Origin of the sequence: Kribbella sp. NBC_00482 (genome assembly GCF_036013725.1) — a bacterium.
Lineage (GTDB): Bacteria > Actinomycetota > Actinomycetes > Propionibacteriales > Kribbellaceae > Kribbella.
Map to the genome: position 1 here is coordinate 2,034,598 of NZ_CP107881.1, position 15,338 is coordinate 2,049,935.

At 68.2% G+C, this 15,338-nt stretch carries 18 protein-coding genes and 1 pseudogene; 10 read left to right on the top strand and 9 right to left on the bottom strand.

Annotated elements, in window-relative coordinates:
* The first annotated feature begins 3 nt into the window (after positions 1-3).
* Entirely contained in the window at positions 4-147 is a 144-nt protein-coding gene (locus tag OHB24_RS10225; RefSeq protein WP_327638724.1) for a hypothetical protein, read from the top strand.
* On the opposite strand, the gene OHB24_RS10230 is transcribed toward OHB24_RS10225, so the two are convergent.
* Positions 144-716, bottom strand: coding sequence for a hypothetical protein (locus tag OHB24_RS10230; protein WP_327638725.1), 573 nt, complete (start codon positions 714-716; stop codon positions 144-146). The genes OHB24_RS10225 and OHB24_RS10230 overlap by 4 nt on opposite strands.
* Positions 713-2,413: a PHP domain-containing protein gene (locus tag OHB24_RS10235; RefSeq protein ID WP_327638726.1), complete on the bottom strand. Its 1,701-nt coding sequence runs from the start codon at positions 2,411-2,413 to the stop codon at positions 713-715. The genes OHB24_RS10230 and OHB24_RS10235 overlap by 4 nt, the downstream gene beginning before the upstream one ends.
* Positions 2,414-2,570: 157 nt before the next feature.
* Here OHB24_RS10235 and OHB24_RS43275 point away from each other — a divergent pair.
* Positions 2,571-3,026: pseudogene (locus OHB24_RS43275) on the top strand (hypothetical protein); the annotation flags it as partial.
* 30 nt (positions 3,027-3,056) lie between these two features.
* Positions 3,057-3,200, top strand: coding sequence for a hypothetical protein (locus OHB24_RS10240; RefSeq protein ID WP_327638727.1), 144 nt, complete (start codon positions 3,057-3,059; stop codon positions 3,198-3,200).
* A 3-nt stretch (positions 3,201-3,203) separates the two neighbouring features.
* On the opposite strand, the gene OHB24_RS10245 is transcribed toward OHB24_RS10240, so the two are convergent.
* Entirely contained in the window at positions 3,204-3,653 is a 450-nt protein-coding gene (locus tag OHB24_RS10245) for a YdeI/OmpD-associated family protein (protein ID WP_327638728.1), read from the bottom strand.
* Between the two features lie 89 nt (positions 3,654-3,742).
* Here OHB24_RS10245 and OHB24_RS10250 point away from each other — a divergent pair, with 89 nt between their 5' ends.
* On the top strand, positions 3,743-4,099 hold the full coding sequence (locus OHB24_RS10250; RefSeq protein WP_442913959.1) for a VOC family protein: 357 nt from the start codon (positions 3,743-3,745) through the stop codon (positions 4,097-4,099).
* A 227-nt stretch (positions 4,100-4,326) separates the two neighbouring features.
* Here the strand turns inward: OHB24_RS10250 and OHB24_RS10255 are convergent, their stop codons facing one another.
* A complete protein-coding gene (locus OHB24_RS10255) occupies positions 4,327-4,557 on the bottom strand; it encodes a hypothetical protein (protein WP_327638730.1) in 231 nt (76 codons plus the stop codon).
* A 204-nt stretch (positions 4,558-4,761) separates the two neighbouring features.
* Positions 4,762-5,517 carry an SDR family NAD(P)-dependent oxidoreductase gene (locus OHB24_RS10260; RefSeq protein ID WP_327638731.1) on the bottom strand — a complete coding sequence of 252 codons (756 nt, stop codon included), beginning with the start codon at positions 5,515-5,517 and terminating at the stop codon, positions 4,762-4,764.
* A gap of 95 nt (positions 5,518-5,612) precedes the next feature.
* Here OHB24_RS10260 and OHB24_RS10265 point away from each other — a divergent pair, with 95 nt between their 5' ends.
* Positions 5,613-6,248, top strand: a complete 636-nt coding sequence (locus OHB24_RS10265; protein WP_327638732.1) for a MarR family transcriptional regulator — start codon at positions 5,613-5,615, stop codon at positions 6,246-6,248.
* Between the two features lie 72 nt (positions 6,249-6,320).
* Positions 6,321-6,686: a VOC family protein gene (locus tag OHB24_RS10270; protein ID WP_327638733.1), complete on the top strand. Its 366-nt coding sequence runs from the start codon at positions 6,321-6,323 to the stop codon at positions 6,684-6,686.
* Here the strand turns inward: OHB24_RS10270 and OHB24_RS10275 are convergent.
* A complete protein-coding gene (locus OHB24_RS10275; protein ID WP_327638734.1) occupies positions 6,677-7,471 on the bottom strand; it encodes a DUF3152 domain-containing protein in 795 nt (264 codons plus the stop codon). The two genes, OHB24_RS10270 and OHB24_RS10275, sit on opposite strands and share 10 nt — an antisense overlap.
* A 175-nt stretch (positions 7,472-7,646) precedes the next feature.
* Here OHB24_RS10275 and OHB24_RS10280 point away from each other — a divergent pair, with 175 nt between their 5' ends.
* Positions 7,647-9,410, top strand: a complete 1,764-nt coding sequence (locus OHB24_RS10280) for a protein-arginine deiminase family protein (RefSeq protein WP_327638735.1) — start codon at positions 7,647-7,649, stop codon at positions 9,408-9,410.
* On the opposite strand, the gene OHB24_RS10285 is transcribed toward OHB24_RS10280, so the two are convergent.
* Positions 9,361-9,858, bottom strand: a complete 498-nt coding sequence (locus OHB24_RS10285) for a GNAT family N-acetyltransferase (RefSeq protein ID WP_327638736.1) — start codon at positions 9,856-9,858, stop codon at positions 9,361-9,363. The genes OHB24_RS10280 and OHB24_RS10285 overlap by 50 nt on opposite strands.
* A gap of 36 nt (positions 9,859-9,894) precedes the next feature.
* Here OHB24_RS10285 and OHB24_RS10290 point away from each other — a divergent pair, with 36 nt between their 5' ends.
* Positions 9,895-11,424, top strand: a complete 1,530-nt coding sequence (locus OHB24_RS10290; protein ID WP_327638737.1) for an LCP family protein — start codon at positions 9,895-9,897, stop codon at positions 11,422-11,424.
* A 28-nt stretch (positions 11,425-11,452) separates the two neighbouring features.
* Here the strand turns inward: OHB24_RS10290 and OHB24_RS10295 are convergent, their stop codons facing one another.
* Both OHB24_RS10295 and OHB24_RS10300 read right to left on the bottom strand, forming a co-directional pair.
* Entirely contained in the window at positions 11,453-12,169 is a 717-nt protein-coding gene (locus tag OHB24_RS10295) for a VOC family protein (RefSeq protein WP_327638738.1), read from the bottom strand.
* Positions 12,170-12,232: 63 nt separating this feature from the next.
* Positions 12,233-12,811 carry a TetR/AcrR family transcriptional regulator gene (locus tag OHB24_RS10300; protein ID WP_327638739.1) on the bottom strand — a complete coding sequence of 193 codons (579 nt, stop codon included), beginning with the start codon at positions 12,809-12,811 and terminating at the stop codon, positions 12,233-12,235.
* Positions 12,812-12,914: 103 nt separating this feature from the next.
* Between OHB24_RS10300 and OHB24_RS10305 the strand changes: the two genes are divergently transcribed.
* Both OHB24_RS10305 and OHB24_RS10310 read left to right on the top strand, forming a co-directional pair.
* Positions 12,915-14,492, top strand: coding sequence for an ABC-F family ATP-binding cassette domain-containing protein (locus OHB24_RS10305; protein WP_327638740.1), 1,578 nt, complete (start codon positions 12,915-12,917; stop codon positions 14,490-14,492).
* Positions 14,479-15,309, top strand: a complete 831-nt coding sequence (locus tag OHB24_RS10310) for a Vgb family protein (RefSeq protein WP_327638741.1) — start codon at positions 14,479-14,481, stop codon at positions 15,307-15,309. The genes OHB24_RS10305 and OHB24_RS10310 overlap by 14 nt, the downstream gene beginning before the upstream one ends.
* Positions 15,310-15,338: the final 29 nt, after the last annotated feature.

Genomic DNA, 15,338 nt, shown 5'->3' on the forward strand with positions numbered 1-15,338 from the left:
AGCATGAAGAAGCCGCTTCGGTGTCGGCTCCACCTGCACACGTGGAAGACCGAGCACAACGAGGAAGGTCAGCGCTACGAGCGCTGTCTCGGCTGCGGTACGACCCGCGACAAGCTCACGATGAACGATTTCGGCGCGCCTGGTTAGTGGTCGGTGCAGCACTTCTGTTGGTGTTGGAGTTCGAAGGGGATGAGGAGGTCGCCGGCGGACGGCTGGACCTGGAGGATCAGGCGGCCGTCGCGGCGGAGGGGGCGCAGGAAGTCGAGGGTGTCGATCAAGGTGTCGTCCGCGATCGGGATGCCGCCGATAGCTTCCAGGTGGTCGATACCGCAGCGGACGCGGAGTTCGGCTGCGGGCAGTACGCCGTGCGCCTGCTCGTGACCGGGCCAGCGGACCACACGTCCCGCCGTACCCAGGGCAGCCTCGACGGCGGCGACGTACGCGCCGCGGACCAGGCGGCTCGGCCCGGCCAGCTCCGGCTCGGATGCGCCGGGTCGCGTGACCGCGAGCCCAACGTTGCGGTCGGCAACCATTGCGCGGATCGGCTCCGCGAGATCCGCCGTACTCGTGAGGGATACCGCGACATGCGGACGGTCGTCGCCCGCCACCATGTGGGTGAGGGCGACGACCGGCTGGTCGACAGCATCGAGCAGGTCGTAGACGAGGTGATCTGCCGCGGCCGTGTCCAAGCTGTCGGCGTCGACCGCGACGATCACTTCGGCAGCACCCAGATCGGGTTGGTGTAGAACCACAGGTCGACCCACGGATCCGCGTCGCCGACCACGTCGAGCTTGGGGCCGGCCGGGTCCACCGCCGCACCCAGGTATCCGGGCTGGCTCCGGTTCCCGTCGGTGCCGCGGACCCGCACGTACTGCGCTTCCTCGGCGCGACCGAGCGGATGCACCAACTCGAACGTGCCGCGTTTGCCCGCGGTGTCCCACTGCTTGACGACCTTGGTGTTCGGCGCGGTCATCGTGTCCTTGTCGCCGGCCGGTCCGGTGACCGAGCCCTGGATCACGTCGACCCGGTTGAGCGCCGGCACGAAGTTCGCCCAGTTCGGCACGGTCTGCGTGGTGATCCGTACGACGAGTTCGATCGCGCGGCCCTTCTGCACGATCAACGCGCCGCCGAGCGGTTCGCCGTACCGCTTGCCGACCTCGCGGACCTCGACCTCGACACCCTTCACCAGCGCGCCGTGGTCGACCCAGACGCGGCCGTGGCGCAGGCCCTCCATCACCGCGAGGTAGTCACGGCGGTCGGCGCCGACATGGGTTCGGCTGTAGAAGCCCGGCCAGAAGTCGCTCGCGGTGGAGCTGACGGTGTTGCCGTAGACCGGGTCCATGTAGCGGCCGTCGCGGTCGAACTGTTCCTGGCTGGAGCCGTCGGGGCGCCGGGACGTCTCGTTCCAGTTCACGTGCGAGTCTGAGTTCGCGGTGATCCACCACGGCTTGCCCTCGGCGAGCAGGCTGTCCCACAGGCCGCCGACAGTCGCGGTCATCCAGTCGAAGCCGCCCCAGGTGCGGTAGCTCTCGGCCGGGTAGCCGGGGAACGAGTTCGGGTTCGGGGCGTTGCCGTAGATGCCGCGGGCGTTGCCGGCGCCGATGCCCTTCGGGAGGCCGCCGGCCTGATGACCGGGCGCGCCCTCGAAGCCGATCGCGATCCGCGGGTCGGCGTCACGCCAGTTGCGGATCTCGTGCGGGCTGTCGATGCCGTTGCGGGCCGGGTGGTTGGCGAGGAACAGCGCGTCCGCGACCCGGCGCTTGTCGACCTGCTGACCGAGCCACTGGATGCCGGACACCGCGAGCGCCTCGTTGGCCGGCGAGTTCGCACTCGCGTTGTTCACGCTGCCGTCGTACCCGTTCTCGAACTGCTTCAGTACGTCGACCTCGCGGCTTCCCGGTGCGACGAACACCGTGCCGTGCTCGGCCGCCGGGATGTTCCACTCGAGCCCCTGGAAGATCAAGGTGTCGCGCAGTTCGGCGCGGGCCGCCTTGATCTGCGGATTGACCAGGTCGACGCCGATCCGCGCATGCGTCGCGCCGCCGTGGTCCGTGATGACGAGCCAGTCCAGCCCGTACGCCGTGGCGTGGCGAGCCTGGTCGATGACGCGGTACATGCCGTCGGAGCTCAACTGCGTGTGGATGTGGTGATCGCCGGCCAGCCACACGTTCGGCCGGTTGCCGTGCCGGAAGACCCACCCGTCCTTGGGCGCCGTCGCCGCCGCGAACTGCGCACCCGTCACGGCGAGCGCCGCCGTACCCCCGAGAATCCCGGCCGACCGCAGCAACCCCCGCCGCGAAACCTCCGCCGGCGACAGATCACTGTCCGGCACCGACTCGTCCAACGCAGCCAAAGTCCCCTGATCCAACTCGACATTCGGCTGATGGTGATCGTGCGAGTGCGAGTGCCCCATCGACGGTCCTCTCCAGACGGAATCGCCGCGATCATCGCCTTTCCCCATGACCAAGAGATGTGCGCCGGATGAACAGAACTCCGGCATGGTGGTACCTGTGACGCGACGGGTTTGGGCTGTTGTTCTGCTGGCGGTGGTGGTCGCCGTCGGCGGCGGCATGCTCAAGCTGACGTCGCGACCCACAGCTGAACCGAGTCCGAGTGTGCGCGCTCCGTCCAGTACGCCGACGGTTACGCGCAGTCCGTCGCGGGCTGTCGCCGCACCCCGGTATGTGTTTCCCGTTGGTGGGTGTCGGGCGGATGCTTCGCAGAGTCATCATGACTATCCGGCGTCGGACGTCTTTGCGCGTGTTGGGTGTTTGTTCGTTGCGCCGGTCGACGGGCGGGTTGACGAGGTGACGCGGGTCGACGCGTGGGATCCGAAGTCGAACCGAGGTGCTGACCGCGGTGGGCTGTCGGTTTCGGTGGTGGGGGTGGACGGCGTTCGGTACTACGGGTCTCATCTCTCGGCGATTCAGCCCGGCATCGCGCCAGGCGTGCAGGTGCGGGCGGGGCAATCTCTTGGACGGACCGGGAAGACGGGAAGCGCCCAGGGGACACCACCACATCTGCACTTCGGGATCAGTTGGCCGACGGGGCCCAACATGTGGTGGATCCGGCGCGGGGCCGTCGCACCGCAGCAGTTCCTGAACAGCTGGCATGACGGCGGTCAGCTGTCCCCCGTGACGGTGGTCGCGGCGAGTCACCGGACGTACGGCGCAGACCGCGGCTGCCGCTCGTACTGCTGACCCTCAGCGAGCGCGGCCCTCGCGGAGGGCGGCGATCGACTTCTCGATGCGGCGGGTGCGGGTGGCTTCGGCTTTGGCGGAGGTTACCTGGAGCGTGTGCCACTGGCGGTTGCTGTAGCTGAGGGTGTCCCAGAACGCCTTGGCCTCCGGGTCCGCGGCGAGGGCGGTTGCCAGCGGTTCGGGGATGTCGAGTTCGCGGGGAGCTGTGTCGAGTTCGACGTCGACGTCCAGTACGTCGCCGGGCGTGACGCCGGCCTCGGTACGGCGGTCCGCGCTGAATCCGAGCAGGTAGCGTCCGCCCATCCGCGCGATCGACGTACGGAAGGTGTACCCGTTGACCGTGACGCTCACCTTCGGGCGGCCGCCGCCCCCGAGCGACTCCACGACCGCGTCGGGTACCTCGAAGCCGGCGGTGTTCTTGCCGGTGGACAGCAGCTCGGCGGTGAACTTCATCTGTTCATCATCCGCGCCGAGCGGGCCATGTCGAGAGCCGGCCGACAGTTCCGACGTACCGAGGTCAGTGTCAGGCGAGAGGAATGATCGTGATTCTCAACAGCATGTTGCTCGGCAGTGCGGACGCGGAGCGGTTGAAGGCGTGGTACCGGGACGGGTTCCGGGCGGAGGTCGACGGGTACGGCAACCTGGACCTCGGCGGGTTCGGTCTGGTGATCGAGCAGCGCGACGACGTGACGGCCAAGAACTCCGAACCGGGGCGGCACATCGTGAACTTCGCCGTCGACGACATCCAGGCGGCGGCCGCGCACCTGCGGACGCTCGACGTCGACTGGCTGGTGCACCCGGAGGACCGCGGGATCGGCTGGTTCGCGACGCTGATCGACCCGGACGGCAATTACGTGCAGCTCATCCAGATGAAACCGGAGTACTACGCGCAGAAGTGAAAAACGTTCGCACCGGAGCTGGGGGATCCGGTGCGAACGAGGTTGTTTTTGTCAGGCGCATTTACAGGGGAGAAAATGGCGGCAAGCGAGGGGCAGAACGCCCACACTCGCTTGCCGCCCAATCACCGGTTCCTTAGGTGGTCGAGGTGAGGCGACTCGACCTTGGCCACGTTCCGCGTGGGTTGTCTGGTGAGTACGGAACGCGAAAGGTACCGGAGGTTCTTTTCTCAGCGGGGTGCTACGTCCCACATACGCTCGCCGGGCAGGGGGTCGGGGAGCCTGTCGACGTTGGGCATCGGGTCGTTGGTGACCCGAAGACCCGCGAATCGACGGCTCATGGCGTCTGCGTACCGCTCGGCCAACGCCGGCTCGGCGTTGTAGTCGGCGATCACGTGCTCACCGAACCAGACACGCACGCGACGACGCGAAATGGTCTGGGTGGCGGTGGCGGTTGTCACTGGTCCTCCTGGCTGAAACTTCGAGGGTGAACGGCCTGGAAAACGCGGGCGAGCGCGGTGCCGGTGCGCCGTGTTGTGTTCACCGTCACGTCACTTCCAACGGAGGACGGAGAGTCGAGGTCACGCCCGGATTCGGATTTTCTGGCCGACCGCCAAAACTTTTTCGGACCCGCCAGGATCCAATTCTTTCGACAATGTGTTCGATTACTCGAACGGCCCGCGCACGGAGACGCCGCCGTCCAGCACGAGCTGCTGTCCGGTGATGTACGACGCCGCGTCGGAGGCCAGGTAGACCACCGCCCGGGCCACCTCGTCGGAACGACCGAACCGGCCGACCGGGATCTCCTCGACGACCTCGGCGGCGACTGCTGCGTTGGCGACGGCGGTCGCGATCGCGCCGGCCGCGGCGATGTTCATCCGGATCCCGTCCCGCGCGTACTCGGCGGCGACAGTTCGCGCCAGGCTGAGCAGGCCGGCCTTCATCACGCCGTACGCCGCCTGTTCGGGCGCGGCCATGAACCCGGTGACGGATCCGACGCTGACGATCGCGCCGCCGGTGCCCTGGTCGAGGAAGACGCGGAGCGCCGCCCGGACGGCGCGGGCGACGTACCGGAGGTTGACCTCGTAGATCGTGTCCCAGTCCTCGTCGGCCATCTCGTGCAGCTTCACCGCGGGCACGAACGCGACCTGCCCGCCGACGACGGTGACGAGTACGTCGAGTCCGCCGAGCTTCTCGACCGCACCAGCGACCATCGCCTCGATGTCGGTCGCCGAGCGGACGTCACCGGAGATCGGGTACGCCGTACCGCCGGCTGCTCGTACCGCGTCGGCGGCTTCCGCGCCACGCTGCGGATCGAGGTCCGCGACCACCACCGCGGCGCCTTCGTTGCCGAAGGCGTCAGTCGTCGCACGCCCGATCCCGCCTCCGCCGCCACCGATCACCAGCACTCGTGTCTGCATGGCGCGAGCGTAGATCAGTGATGTCATGAGATTCACAGGGATTCCTCAGGATAGACACGCCGAAGCTGTCAGAACGGCTCCGTACGCTGGGGGACGTGACCATCGAAGACGCTGGTATCAGGCCGCTGACCAACGGATCCACGGAGAGGGGATCCGAGGACAAGCCGCTCGTGGCGAATTCGCTCGTGGTGCCCGAGCGGGTCATCGGCGGCGTCGTACCGTCACCCGTCCGGCCAGGTCCGACGGGGATCGCGGCCGTCCAGACCGAGCACCTGATCAGCGATGTAGGCGACGCGCTCCGGCTGCTCGACGCGGTGGAACGCGTCCGCGGTCATGCGCACCCGCTGATCCTGGGTCTGCAGGAAGCGATCGGGATCAAGATGCCTGCCGCGCTGGTACTGAGCGCGATCGCGAACGGCCGCACGTCGGCGGACGAGGTCGCGAAGCAGGTCGGTATCACGCCCGGTGAGGCGGAGCTGGCGATCGCCGACCTGGAAGCGCTCGGCATGGTCCGGACCACGCCCGACCTGATCGTCACGTCGATGGGTCAGGCCCGCCTCTCCCAGCTCGACGGCCTCACCGTCCGGGTCCTGGACGTCATCACCGGCATCCTCGGCCCGACCGACGCGGCCCACCTGGTCCGCCTCCTGCACACCGTCGCCGACGGCCTCGAGTCCGCCTCGGTAGCCGCCGCTGTGAACCCAACCCTCCCCCAGGTCATCCACAACTGACCCGAGGTGTGTGTCGAGAACGGGGTGGCGGTCTCGACGTAGCTGGTGTCAAGCGAGTCAGGAGGACACCAGATGTTGAAGGACAGCAAGGCGTTCAGTGGGTTCTCGGTGGATGATCTGCCGCGGGCGAAGGAGTTCTACGGCACGACGCTGGGGATCGACGTCGGCGAAGAAGACGGGCTGTTGCACCTGCGGACGGGTGGCGGGAACACGGTTCTCGTCTACCCGAAGGACAATCACGTGCCGGCGGAGTACACCACGCTCAACTTCCCGGTCGACGATATCGAGGCGACGGTGCGGGAGCTGGTCGCGCGGGGCGTCGTGTTCGAGAGGTACGTCGACGAGCAGGACGAGCTCGGGATCAACCGCGGTGAGGGGCCGTTGATTGCCTGGTTCAAGGATCCGGCGGGGAACGTGCTGTCGGTCATTCAGGAGTGAGGGATCGGGTCGTCGTACTGGCCTAGGCGGCCTGTGTAGCGGGCGCCTTTGACGTACGGCCAGGCGTAGGCGGTGCAGCCGTGCAGGCCGAGGGTCTGCTGTTGCATGACCGGCGCCGGCTGGCCGGGGCCCGGGCACAGTTCATGGCCGCGGCCGAGCCGGTGGCCGGTCTCGTGGTTGACCATGTACTGCCGGTACGTCGTCAGCGACGCCGCATAGTTCGGTACGCCGCGCGCCCACCGCGCCACGTTCAGCACGACCCGGTTCCCGATCCGGCAACTCGTGTACCGGTCCGGCGCCGCGCCGCAGATCAGGTCCCGCGTCTCGGGCGTGACCAGCATCAACGTGAAGTCGGGGCTCGTCCCCGGCCCGACCTGCTGGAACCGCCACAGCCCGTGCGACGCCCACCCCTGTGCCCCGCCGTACGTCGCCCGCACGAACCGCGCGAACCCGCCGCGGTCGATGCCGGTGATCCCGCCCTCGATCGCGATCTGGAACCGCATCAGCTTCCCCGCATGCCCGATCACCGCGGGATCTCCCGGCAGTACGGCGTACGACCGCGTCCCCGCCACCGGATACGAGATCGCCTCCGGAGGCCGCTGCGAAACCACAGACCGTGCCGGCGACTGCACAGGCTGCGCCGACTGAGCGGGCTGGGCAGGCTGGTCCGACTGGACCGACGCCGGTACGACGGGGTATCCGTGCCGGCCGAACGGGCTGGCAGGCAGCAGTACTCCGCCCGCGACCACGACGGCGATCGCGACGACAACGGTCCAGCGGCGCATCCGGTGAGCTCCTCACAGCACGCCCGGGCGGGCGTGTTCTCACTCCTTCTTGCCACTGTGCCCCGAAACCCTTCTCCGTCCACGGGTGGAGACCGGATTTCCATCTCCCGTTTTCTGACACACCCGTGTTAGTTTCGATCGAAGAAGCACACCTGTATCAAATAAGGAGCCTTCGATGAGACGCTGGACCGCAGGCATCGCGACCCTGCTGACCGTCATCACTCCCTTGACGGCGTGGGGTACGACGCCGGGACCGCGACTGACCGCCGACGTGAATCGCGACGGACTGCTGACCCACGCCGACGACGCGGCCAAGTCGACCTGGACCGACGCCCGCGGCGCGATCGTCCTGCCCAACCTGGACGACGACGAGCGCCGCTGCACCGTCGACCCGGCGGACCTCGACGCACCCGGCCGCGCGGTCGACGACAAGCTCGCCGCCTGCAACGACTCCGCTGACGACCGCATCAACGGGCCCCGCGACGCCGCCGACCTTGCACCCCTCACAATCGATGCCCAGCGCAACCTTTCGGATCACGCAACCGGGACGATCACGATCTCCCCGGCGGACAAGGCTCGCGTCTTCCCCGGCAACACTCTGACCGCGAAGGACCTGCAACGCGGCGTACGCCTGCAACTCGAAGGTCGCGACATAGTCCGCAACCCGAAGCAGTGGGACGGCCAGATCACCGTGACCTTGTCCGTCACCGACCGCGGCCGCACCGGCACCGACGTGGTCCGGATGCGCGTGGCCACGCTCATGCTGCAGAACGATCTCCAACGCGCACAAACCGTCCTGGCCGGCCAACCAGCCAAGGGACCGGGCTGGTGGGGCGGCACCCCGCCGTACGAGGACGGCGTACCGGGCGAGTGGAAGAAGTTCGCCGACACGTTGCGTCAGGCAACCAAGCTCCAGTTCGTGAAAGGTACGCCGAACGGCTGGAAGGACATGTGGTTGCAGGACACCTTCGAGCCGGCCACCGCGAGCATGCCGGCCGTCGGCGGCCCGCACACGATGCGCATTCTGATCCGCTCCGGCAACGTCTGGGATGTCCCCGGCGCCGACACACCGCGCCCGGCCGGGCGGCTGCTGTACCGCGACCTGCGCGGACCGGACATCGGCATCGTCCAGGAGCTCGCCGACAAGGCCTCCCCCGGCCTCGACGACCTGCTGAACATGGGCGGCAACCTCGAGTCACTCCCGCCGTACGACGGCTATCCGCACGGACGGATCGTGTACGGGTCGGGCGAGCGGCATCCCGATCCCGGGTTCATCACGATGGTGACGAGCCAGGGGTACCAGCCGCCGGTCGTGATCGACACGTCCTGGCTGATGGTCGGGCACGCGGACGAGACGACGCACGTGGTCCGCGCGAACAACGCCCGCGGCTGGACGCTCGCGGTCGCGGACCCTCGACTCGCCGTTCAACTGTTGCGCGACGTGCAAGATGGCGACCAGAAACTGTTCGCGGATACGAAGGCGACGTACAAGCCGACGGTGAACGAACTGCTCAGCACCGGATTGCAGGACAACGAGGCCGCAGCCAAGCACATCGACGACCAACTGAAGATCCTGCTGAAGGCCACCGGTCTCCACGAGGACGAACTCGTCCGGCTGCCCGTGTTCTTCAACAAGGTTCCCGGCTATGGGTTGTTCAAGGCAATGACTCCTGGCCTGGTGAACGGGCTCTCGATCACCGACCGTCAGTTCGCCGCACCCGATCCGCACGGGCCACGCCTGAACGGCCGGGACGTCTTCCGGCAGGCGACCGAGCGGGCCCTCGCGCGTAACGGCGTACGCGTGCATTGGGTCGAGGACTTCTTCTGGGCGCACCTCGGCGGTGGTGAAGTGCATTGCGCGACGAACGCACTCCGCGACACCAGCAGTACTAGGCCTTGGTGGTCCGGAAACGCAGCGTCGGGTACTTCGCCTCGATGAACCCGAGCCCACGGTAGAGGTCGATGCCGTAGTCGGTTGCGTGCAGTTCGACCTGGCCGACGCCGGTCTCATCCCGGAACCAGTCCATCAACGCGACCACGCACGCCCGCGCGAGACCGCGGCGCCGGAAGTCCGGCTCGGTGCTGACGTTGTACAGGTGACCGCGAAGAGTGGTCAGGTCGCGCGGGCCCGGCGGGTGCACGTACACGTTGCCGGCGGCGCACGCGACCACGCCGGCGCTCGGGTCGTCGACGACGTACGCCGCGAACATGTCCGGCGCCGCCAACTGTCCGGCGAACCACTCGAGCGCGGTGATCCGCCACGGGGCGTCCGGTCCGCCGATGTCGTTGCCCATCGCGGCGAGCATCAATCCCCGTAAGTGGACCAGCGACTCCGCATCATCCGGCTTGGCGCGTCGTACCTGAATGTCGGTCACTTGGTCGATCATGCCAACTTTTTGCCGACTCAGTGAATCGTAGGAGTCATGGCCCCGAGCAGAGCGACGCGCGGTACCCGGGCACGTCGGTCGAGTCCCCGACGGCGGTCCGCGTTCGCCGCGCTGACGATCGCCGTCCTCGGCGTGCTGCTTCCCGGTACGGCGTACCTCGTCGCTCGCCGGACCAAGCTCGGTTCGACGCTGATCGTGCTGAGTCTCGCGCTGTACGGCGGCGCGGCGTACGTCGGCCTGCGGAAACGGGACGCGGTGATCTCGTGGGCGCTGAACCCGTCGGTGCTGAACTGGATGATCATCGGCCTGGCCGCGATCGCACTCGTGTGGATCGTCGTCCTGGTCACGTCGTACAAGATGCTCCGGCCGCTGACCGTCGGACCGGGATCCCGGATGCTCGGGGCGCTGGTGATCGGCGTGATCTGCTTCGCGATGACGGTGAGTACGGCGACCGGCGCGCAGACGTTGATGGCCCAGCGGAGCCTGGTGACGAAGGTCTTCGGGGGCGAGGAGTCGAAGAGCCAGACGCGGCCGACGATCACCCCGAAGAAGGACATCTGGCAGCAGTTGCCGCGGCTGAACATCCTGCTGCTCGGCGCGGACGACGGCGAGGGCCGCGGCGGGACGCGGACCGACACGGTGATGGTCGCGAGCATCGACACCAAGACCGGCAACACCTCGTTGATCTCGCTGACCCGGAACTTCATGCGGATGCCGTTCCCGGAGGACTCCCCGCTGCACAAGATCTACCCGACCGGGTTCTGGGATCCGAACGACCCGAAGGAACAGCCGGAGTTCTACCTGGACGCCATGTACCGCAACATCCCGAGGCAGCATCCGGGCATCCTCGGCCCCTCGGACAACGAGGGCGCGGACATCCTCAAGGTGTCCGTCGGCGAGGCGCTGGGGCTGCAGATCCACTACTACGTGCAGATCAACCTGGCCGGGTTCGCGCAGCTGGTCGAGGCGCTCGGCGGGATCACGGTCAACATCAACTACCGGGTCCCGGTCGGCGGCAACGACGACAAGAAGATCCCGCCGAGCCGGTACCTCGAGCCGGGTCCGAACCGGCAGCTGAACGGCACCGACGCGCTGTGGTTCGCGCGCGGCCGGTACAAGGTCCCGACCGCGGACCTCGCCCGCCAGGCCCGGCAGCGCTGCACGATCAAGGCGATCGTCGAGCGCGCCACCCCGCAGAACGTGCTGACGAACTACGACGCGATCGCGAAGGCCGGCGAGCAGCTGATCCGCACCGACATCCCGCGGAACCAGCTGGGCGCGTTCGCGACCCTGGGCGCGCGGGTGAAGACGGCGAAGATCACCAACGTCGACCTCGACAAGCAGAAGAACTTCCCGACCGGCAAGAACCCGAACTACGCCGGGATGCGCGAGATCGTGGCGCAGGCCCTCAACCCGGTCCGCCGTACGACGACCGCGCCCCCCAAGACCACGAAGGTGCCGCCGTCCACCGCGGCGCAGCCCAAGACCACGCCGAAGACCACCGCCAAGCCTGACACCGGCGACCTCACGTCGGCCTGCGCCTACAACCCAGGCCCGCCAAGCTGATCCGTCCGGCGTAGCGGACGCCGAGCGCCTACTCGGGCGGTCCGGTCAGGATGCAGAACTCGTTGCCGTCCGGGTCGGCCATCGGGATCGCGTCCGCGCCCTCCTGACCGCTCTCGAGCCGGGTCGCGCCGAGCGCGATCAGCCGCTCGGCCTCGGCGTCGACGTCACCGTCGGCCGGCACCGTGAGGTCGAGGTGCATGGGGTTCTTCGGCGGCTTCGGGCTGACCGGCGGGCCGCCCCACGCGACCTTCGGGCCGCCGGACGGCGCCTGGATCGCGGTCTCCCCGTCCTGGTCCCAGACCAGCGGCCAGTCGAGCGCCTTGCTCCAGAAGTACCCGACCTCCTGCGTGCCGTCCGTGGCCACCTCGCCGAAGAACGCGGTGTTCGCGAGGAAGTTGTTCCCCGCCTCGATCACGCAGAACTCGTTGCCTTCAGGATCCGCGAGGACGATGTATTTCTCCTCCGGCGCCTGCCCGATGTCGATGTGCCGGCCGCCGAGCTCGAGCGCTCGCGACACCGTCTCCTGCTGCTGCTCGGGCGTCTCGCTGGTCAGGTGGAAGTGGATGTGGCTCGGCGGGTCGTTCTCGACGGGACTCGGCAGGAACCGCATCCGGAACGGGGTCTTGTCGTCAGGCAGCAGCTCGTTGCCGTCGACCTGTTCCCACCCGAGCAGGCTGCCCCAGAACCGCGCCAGCCCGGCGGGATCCTTCGCGTCGACCGACAGCGCATAGAGGTTGATGCTCATCGGATCTCCCAATCCTCCAGGGGCTGTCACCGTATGGCGCGGCGGATCGGCGCCGCAAAGCAATTAGCCGGCCGACGCCGCGGCGATCCGCGCGTGGTGATCCGCCTGATCCCGCGACATCGGCTGCCTGAGCAGGACCACCTGGTGATAGAGCGGCGCGGTCGCGGTGAGCAGGAGCTGATGGGGATCGGTGCCGCTCGGGATCTCGCCGCGCGTAACAGCCCGACTGACGATCAGCGCGGTGCGCGCGTAGCGGTCCTCCCAGAAGCGGGTGAGTGCGTCGGCGGCATCCGTCGTACGGAAAGAGGCCGCGATCACCGCTTGGGTGATGGACGGCCGGGCGGTGAGCGCGGCGTGGATCTCGCGGTTGACGGCGATCAGATCGCGTTCGAGCGAGCCTGTGTCGGGCGGCTCCCACGAGTCGTCGGCGCCAGCCGCGAGCAGGTCGATCAGCAGACCGGGCACGGTCTTCCAGCGCCGGTACAAGGTCGTCCGGTGTACGCCGGAACGCGCCGCGACCGCGTCGATCGTGAGCCCGTCGTACCCATGCTCGGCCAGCTCGGACTCGACCGCCGCGAGCACGTCCGAGCGCACTCGGGCCGTCCGGCCTCCCGGCCTACTTGCGCCGACCTCAGCGATCATGGCATCATCCTAACGCAACGTCCGTCGCATTTAGGGAGTAGCCAGTGATCTTCTGACCCGCCGTTCGCCAACCACGAACCCGCGAGAGGTCAGGAGGATCCTCATGTCTCCACAGCTGTCCCTGCACGACGTCACCAAGTCGTACGACCACCGCCTGGTGCTCGACCAGGTCACCTGCGCCTTCCCGCCCGGGCAGGTCAGCGGCCTGATCGGCGAGAACGGCTCCGGCAAGTCGACGCTGCTGCGGATCCTGGCCGGTCTGGAGCCGGCGACGGACGGCACAGTGAGCGCCATCGGAAGCATCGGCTTCCTGGCGCAGGACAACCCGTTGCCGCTCGACCTCGACGTACAGGCGCTGGCCGATCACGCGCTCGCCGACCTGCGCCGGATCGAGGCGCGGATGCGTTCGTTGGAAGGCTTGCTTGCCGACGGACACACCGACGTCCTGGATGAGTACGGCGAACTCCAGACGGTGTTCGAGATCCGCGAGGGGTACGACGCGGACGCCCGGTTCGCCCGCGCGACGTACGGCCTCGGACTGTCCACACTGCCTGGTGATCGCCGGTTGTCCGAACTGTCCGGCGGCGAGTTGGCGCGGTTACACCTGGCCGCCGTACTCGCGTCGTCGCCGGAGGTCCTGCTGCTCGACGAGCCGACCAACCACCTGGACGTGTCGGCCGCCATCTGGCTGGAGGACCACCTGCGATCTCGGCGCGGTACGACGGTTGTTGTGTCGCACGATCGCGCGTTCCTGGAACGGGTCGCGTCGACACTGTTCGAGGTCGACGGCGACACGCACCGAGTCACGCGGTACGGCAACGGCTTCCAGGGCTACCTGCACGAGAAGGCAGCCGAGCGGGCGCGTCTCGAGCAGGCCCGGCAGCAGTGGGAGGACGACGTCGCGGAGATGCGCGTGCTCGTGCGGACCACTGCCGATCGGGTCGCGTACGGGCGACCGATGAAGGACAACAACAAGCCCGCGTACGACCGGGCAACAGGTCGCGTCAACGAGGCGGAGCGGAGCAAGATCCGCAACGCCAAGGAACGCCTGCGCCGCCTGGAGGAAGACCCGCCGCCGGTGCCGGCGAAGCCGCTCCGGTTCAAGGCGTCGATCCGCACGACCGGCGCTCCGGCCGGGCTGGATGCTGTCGGCGTCGCGGTCGCGGAGCGGCTGCTGCCGACGTCGCTCGACGTACCCGCTGGTGGTCGCGTACTGATCACCGGACCGAACGGCGCCGGCAAGTCGACCCTCCTCGACGTCCTCGCCGGTGCACTCCCGCCGGACTCCGGGTACGTCGATCGCCACGGACGGATCGGCTACCTGCAGCAGGAGGTGACCGAGGCGCGACCGGACGAAACGTTGCGCGAGGCACTCGCACGGCATCCCGGCGCGGCGGCGCTGGGGCTGTTCCGTCAGGACCAGTTGCAGACCCGGGTCGGTGCCTTGTCGACCGGGCAACGCCGGCGGCTCGCGTTGGCGCGAGTGCTGACCACGCGGTACGACGTACTGCTGCTCGACGAGCCGACGAACCACTTGTCCCTCGTGCTGGTGGAAGAACTGGAGGCGGCACTCGACCGCTACGCCGGCGCACTCGTCGTGGTCAGCCACGACCGCCGCTTCGCCTCCCGCTGGCGTGGAACCGTCATCGATCTCGAGGAGAACACCTATGTCAGTCAGTGAGTTCACGGTCGATGGCGCGCCGTACGGCGTGGTCGCGGCAGGCGGTGAGGTGTGGACGACGCTCGTCCACACCGGCCGCGTCGCAACCGTTTCGGGCCGCGTGTTCGACCTCGACGCACCCTCGTCTCGCCCGAGCGTGATCGTCGAGGGTCCCGACGACGCCGTGTGGTTCACCCGGAACGGCGACGACCGGATCGGACGGATCGGGTACGACGGTGCCGTATCGGCGATCGAGATTGCGGGAGCGCCGTACGGGCTGTGCGTCGGACCCGACGGCGCCTTGTGGTGCACGTTGATGAGCATCGACGCGATCGGGCGGATCACGGTGGACGGCGAGGTGTCGACGTACCCGATCGGTACGACGGGGGCGTTCCCGGGGATGATCACGACGTACGCGGGCGATCTGTGGTTCACGCTCAACCAGACCAACGCGATCGGCCGGATGACCACCGATGGCAAGGTCACCACCTATCCCTTGCCGACGCCCGCCGCGGGTCCGGTCGGGATCAGTGCGGGGCCGGACTGCGTCTGGTTCACCGAACTGCTCGCGAGCCGGGCTGGTCGGATCGGCGTCGACGGGTCGATCTCGGAGTTCGCCCTTCCGGCCGATTCGAAGCCGCACGCTGCGGCGGCGACAGCTGACGGTGGTTGCTGGCTCACCTTGTGGGCAAGCGCTGAGCTGGTCCACCTCGATGCCAAGGGCAACATCACTCGTCAGGTCGCGTTCGGGGACGGGGCCGAGCCACACGGGCTGTACGCCGACACTGCGGTTTGGGTCGCGTTGGAGAAGGGTTCCGTAGCTCACATCCAACCGTGAGGAGGTTCACTCGGTGGGGGGAGGACTCG

What these genes read in the sequence shown, in the direction of transcription:
- OHB24_RS10225 (WP_327638724.1), top strand. Translation starts at nt 4, where the DNA reads ATGAAGAAGCCGCTTCGGTGTCGGCTCCACCTGCACACGTGGAAGACC.
- OHB24_RS10235 (WP_327638726.1), bottom strand. Translation starts at nt 2,413, where the DNA reads ATGGGGCACTCGCACTCGCACGATCACCATCAGCCGAATGTCGAGTTG.
- OHB24_RS10240 (WP_327638727.1), top strand. Translation starts at nt 3,057, where the DNA reads ATGTGGTGGATCCGGCGCGGGGCCGTCGCACCGCAGCAGTTCCTGAAC.
- OHB24_RS10245 (WP_327638728.1), bottom strand. Translation starts at nt 3,653, where the DNA reads ATGAAGTTCACCGCCGAGCTGCTGTCCACCGGCAAGAACACCGCCGGC.
- OHB24_RS10260 (WP_327638731.1), bottom strand. Translation starts at nt 5,517, where the DNA reads ATGCAGACACGAGTGCTGGTGATCGGTGGCGGCGGAGGCGGGATCGGG.
- OHB24_RS10270 (WP_327638733.1), top strand. Translation starts at nt 6,321, where the DNA reads ATGTTGAAGGACAGCAAGGCGTTCAGTGGGTTCTCGGTGGATGATCTG.
- OHB24_RS10275 (WP_327638734.1), bottom strand. Translation starts at nt 7,471, where the DNA reads ATGCGCCGCTGGACCGTTGTCGTCGCGATCGCCGTCGTGGTCGCGGGC.
- OHB24_RS10280 (WP_327638735.1), top strand. Translation starts at nt 7,647, where the DNA reads ATGAGACGCTGGACCGCAGGCATCGCGACCCTGCTGACCGTCATCACT.
- OHB24_RS10285 (WP_327638736.1), bottom strand. Translation starts at nt 9,858, where the DNA reads ATGATCGACCAAGTGACCGACATTCAGGTACGACGCGCCAAGCCGGAT.
- OHB24_RS10290 (WP_327638737.1), top strand. Translation starts at nt 9,895, where the DNA reads ATGGCCCCGAGCAGAGCGACGCGCGGTACCCGGGCACGTCGGTCGAGT.
- OHB24_RS10295 (WP_327638738.1), bottom strand. Translation starts at nt 12,169, where the DNA reads ATGAGCATCAACCTCTATGCGCTGTCGGTCGACGCGAAGGATCCCGCC.
- OHB24_RS10300 (WP_327638739.1), bottom strand. Translation starts at nt 12,811, where the DNA reads ATGATCGCTGAGGTCGGCGCAAGTAGGCCGGGAGGCCGGACGGCCCGA.
- OHB24_RS10305 (WP_327638740.1), top strand. Translation starts at nt 12,915, where the DNA reads ATGTCTCCACAGCTGTCCCTGCACGACGTCACCAAGTCGTACGACCAC.
- OHB24_RS10310 (WP_327638741.1), top strand. Translation starts at nt 14,479, where the DNA reads ATGTCAGTCAGTGAGTTCACGGTCGATGGCGCGCCGTACGGCGTGGTC.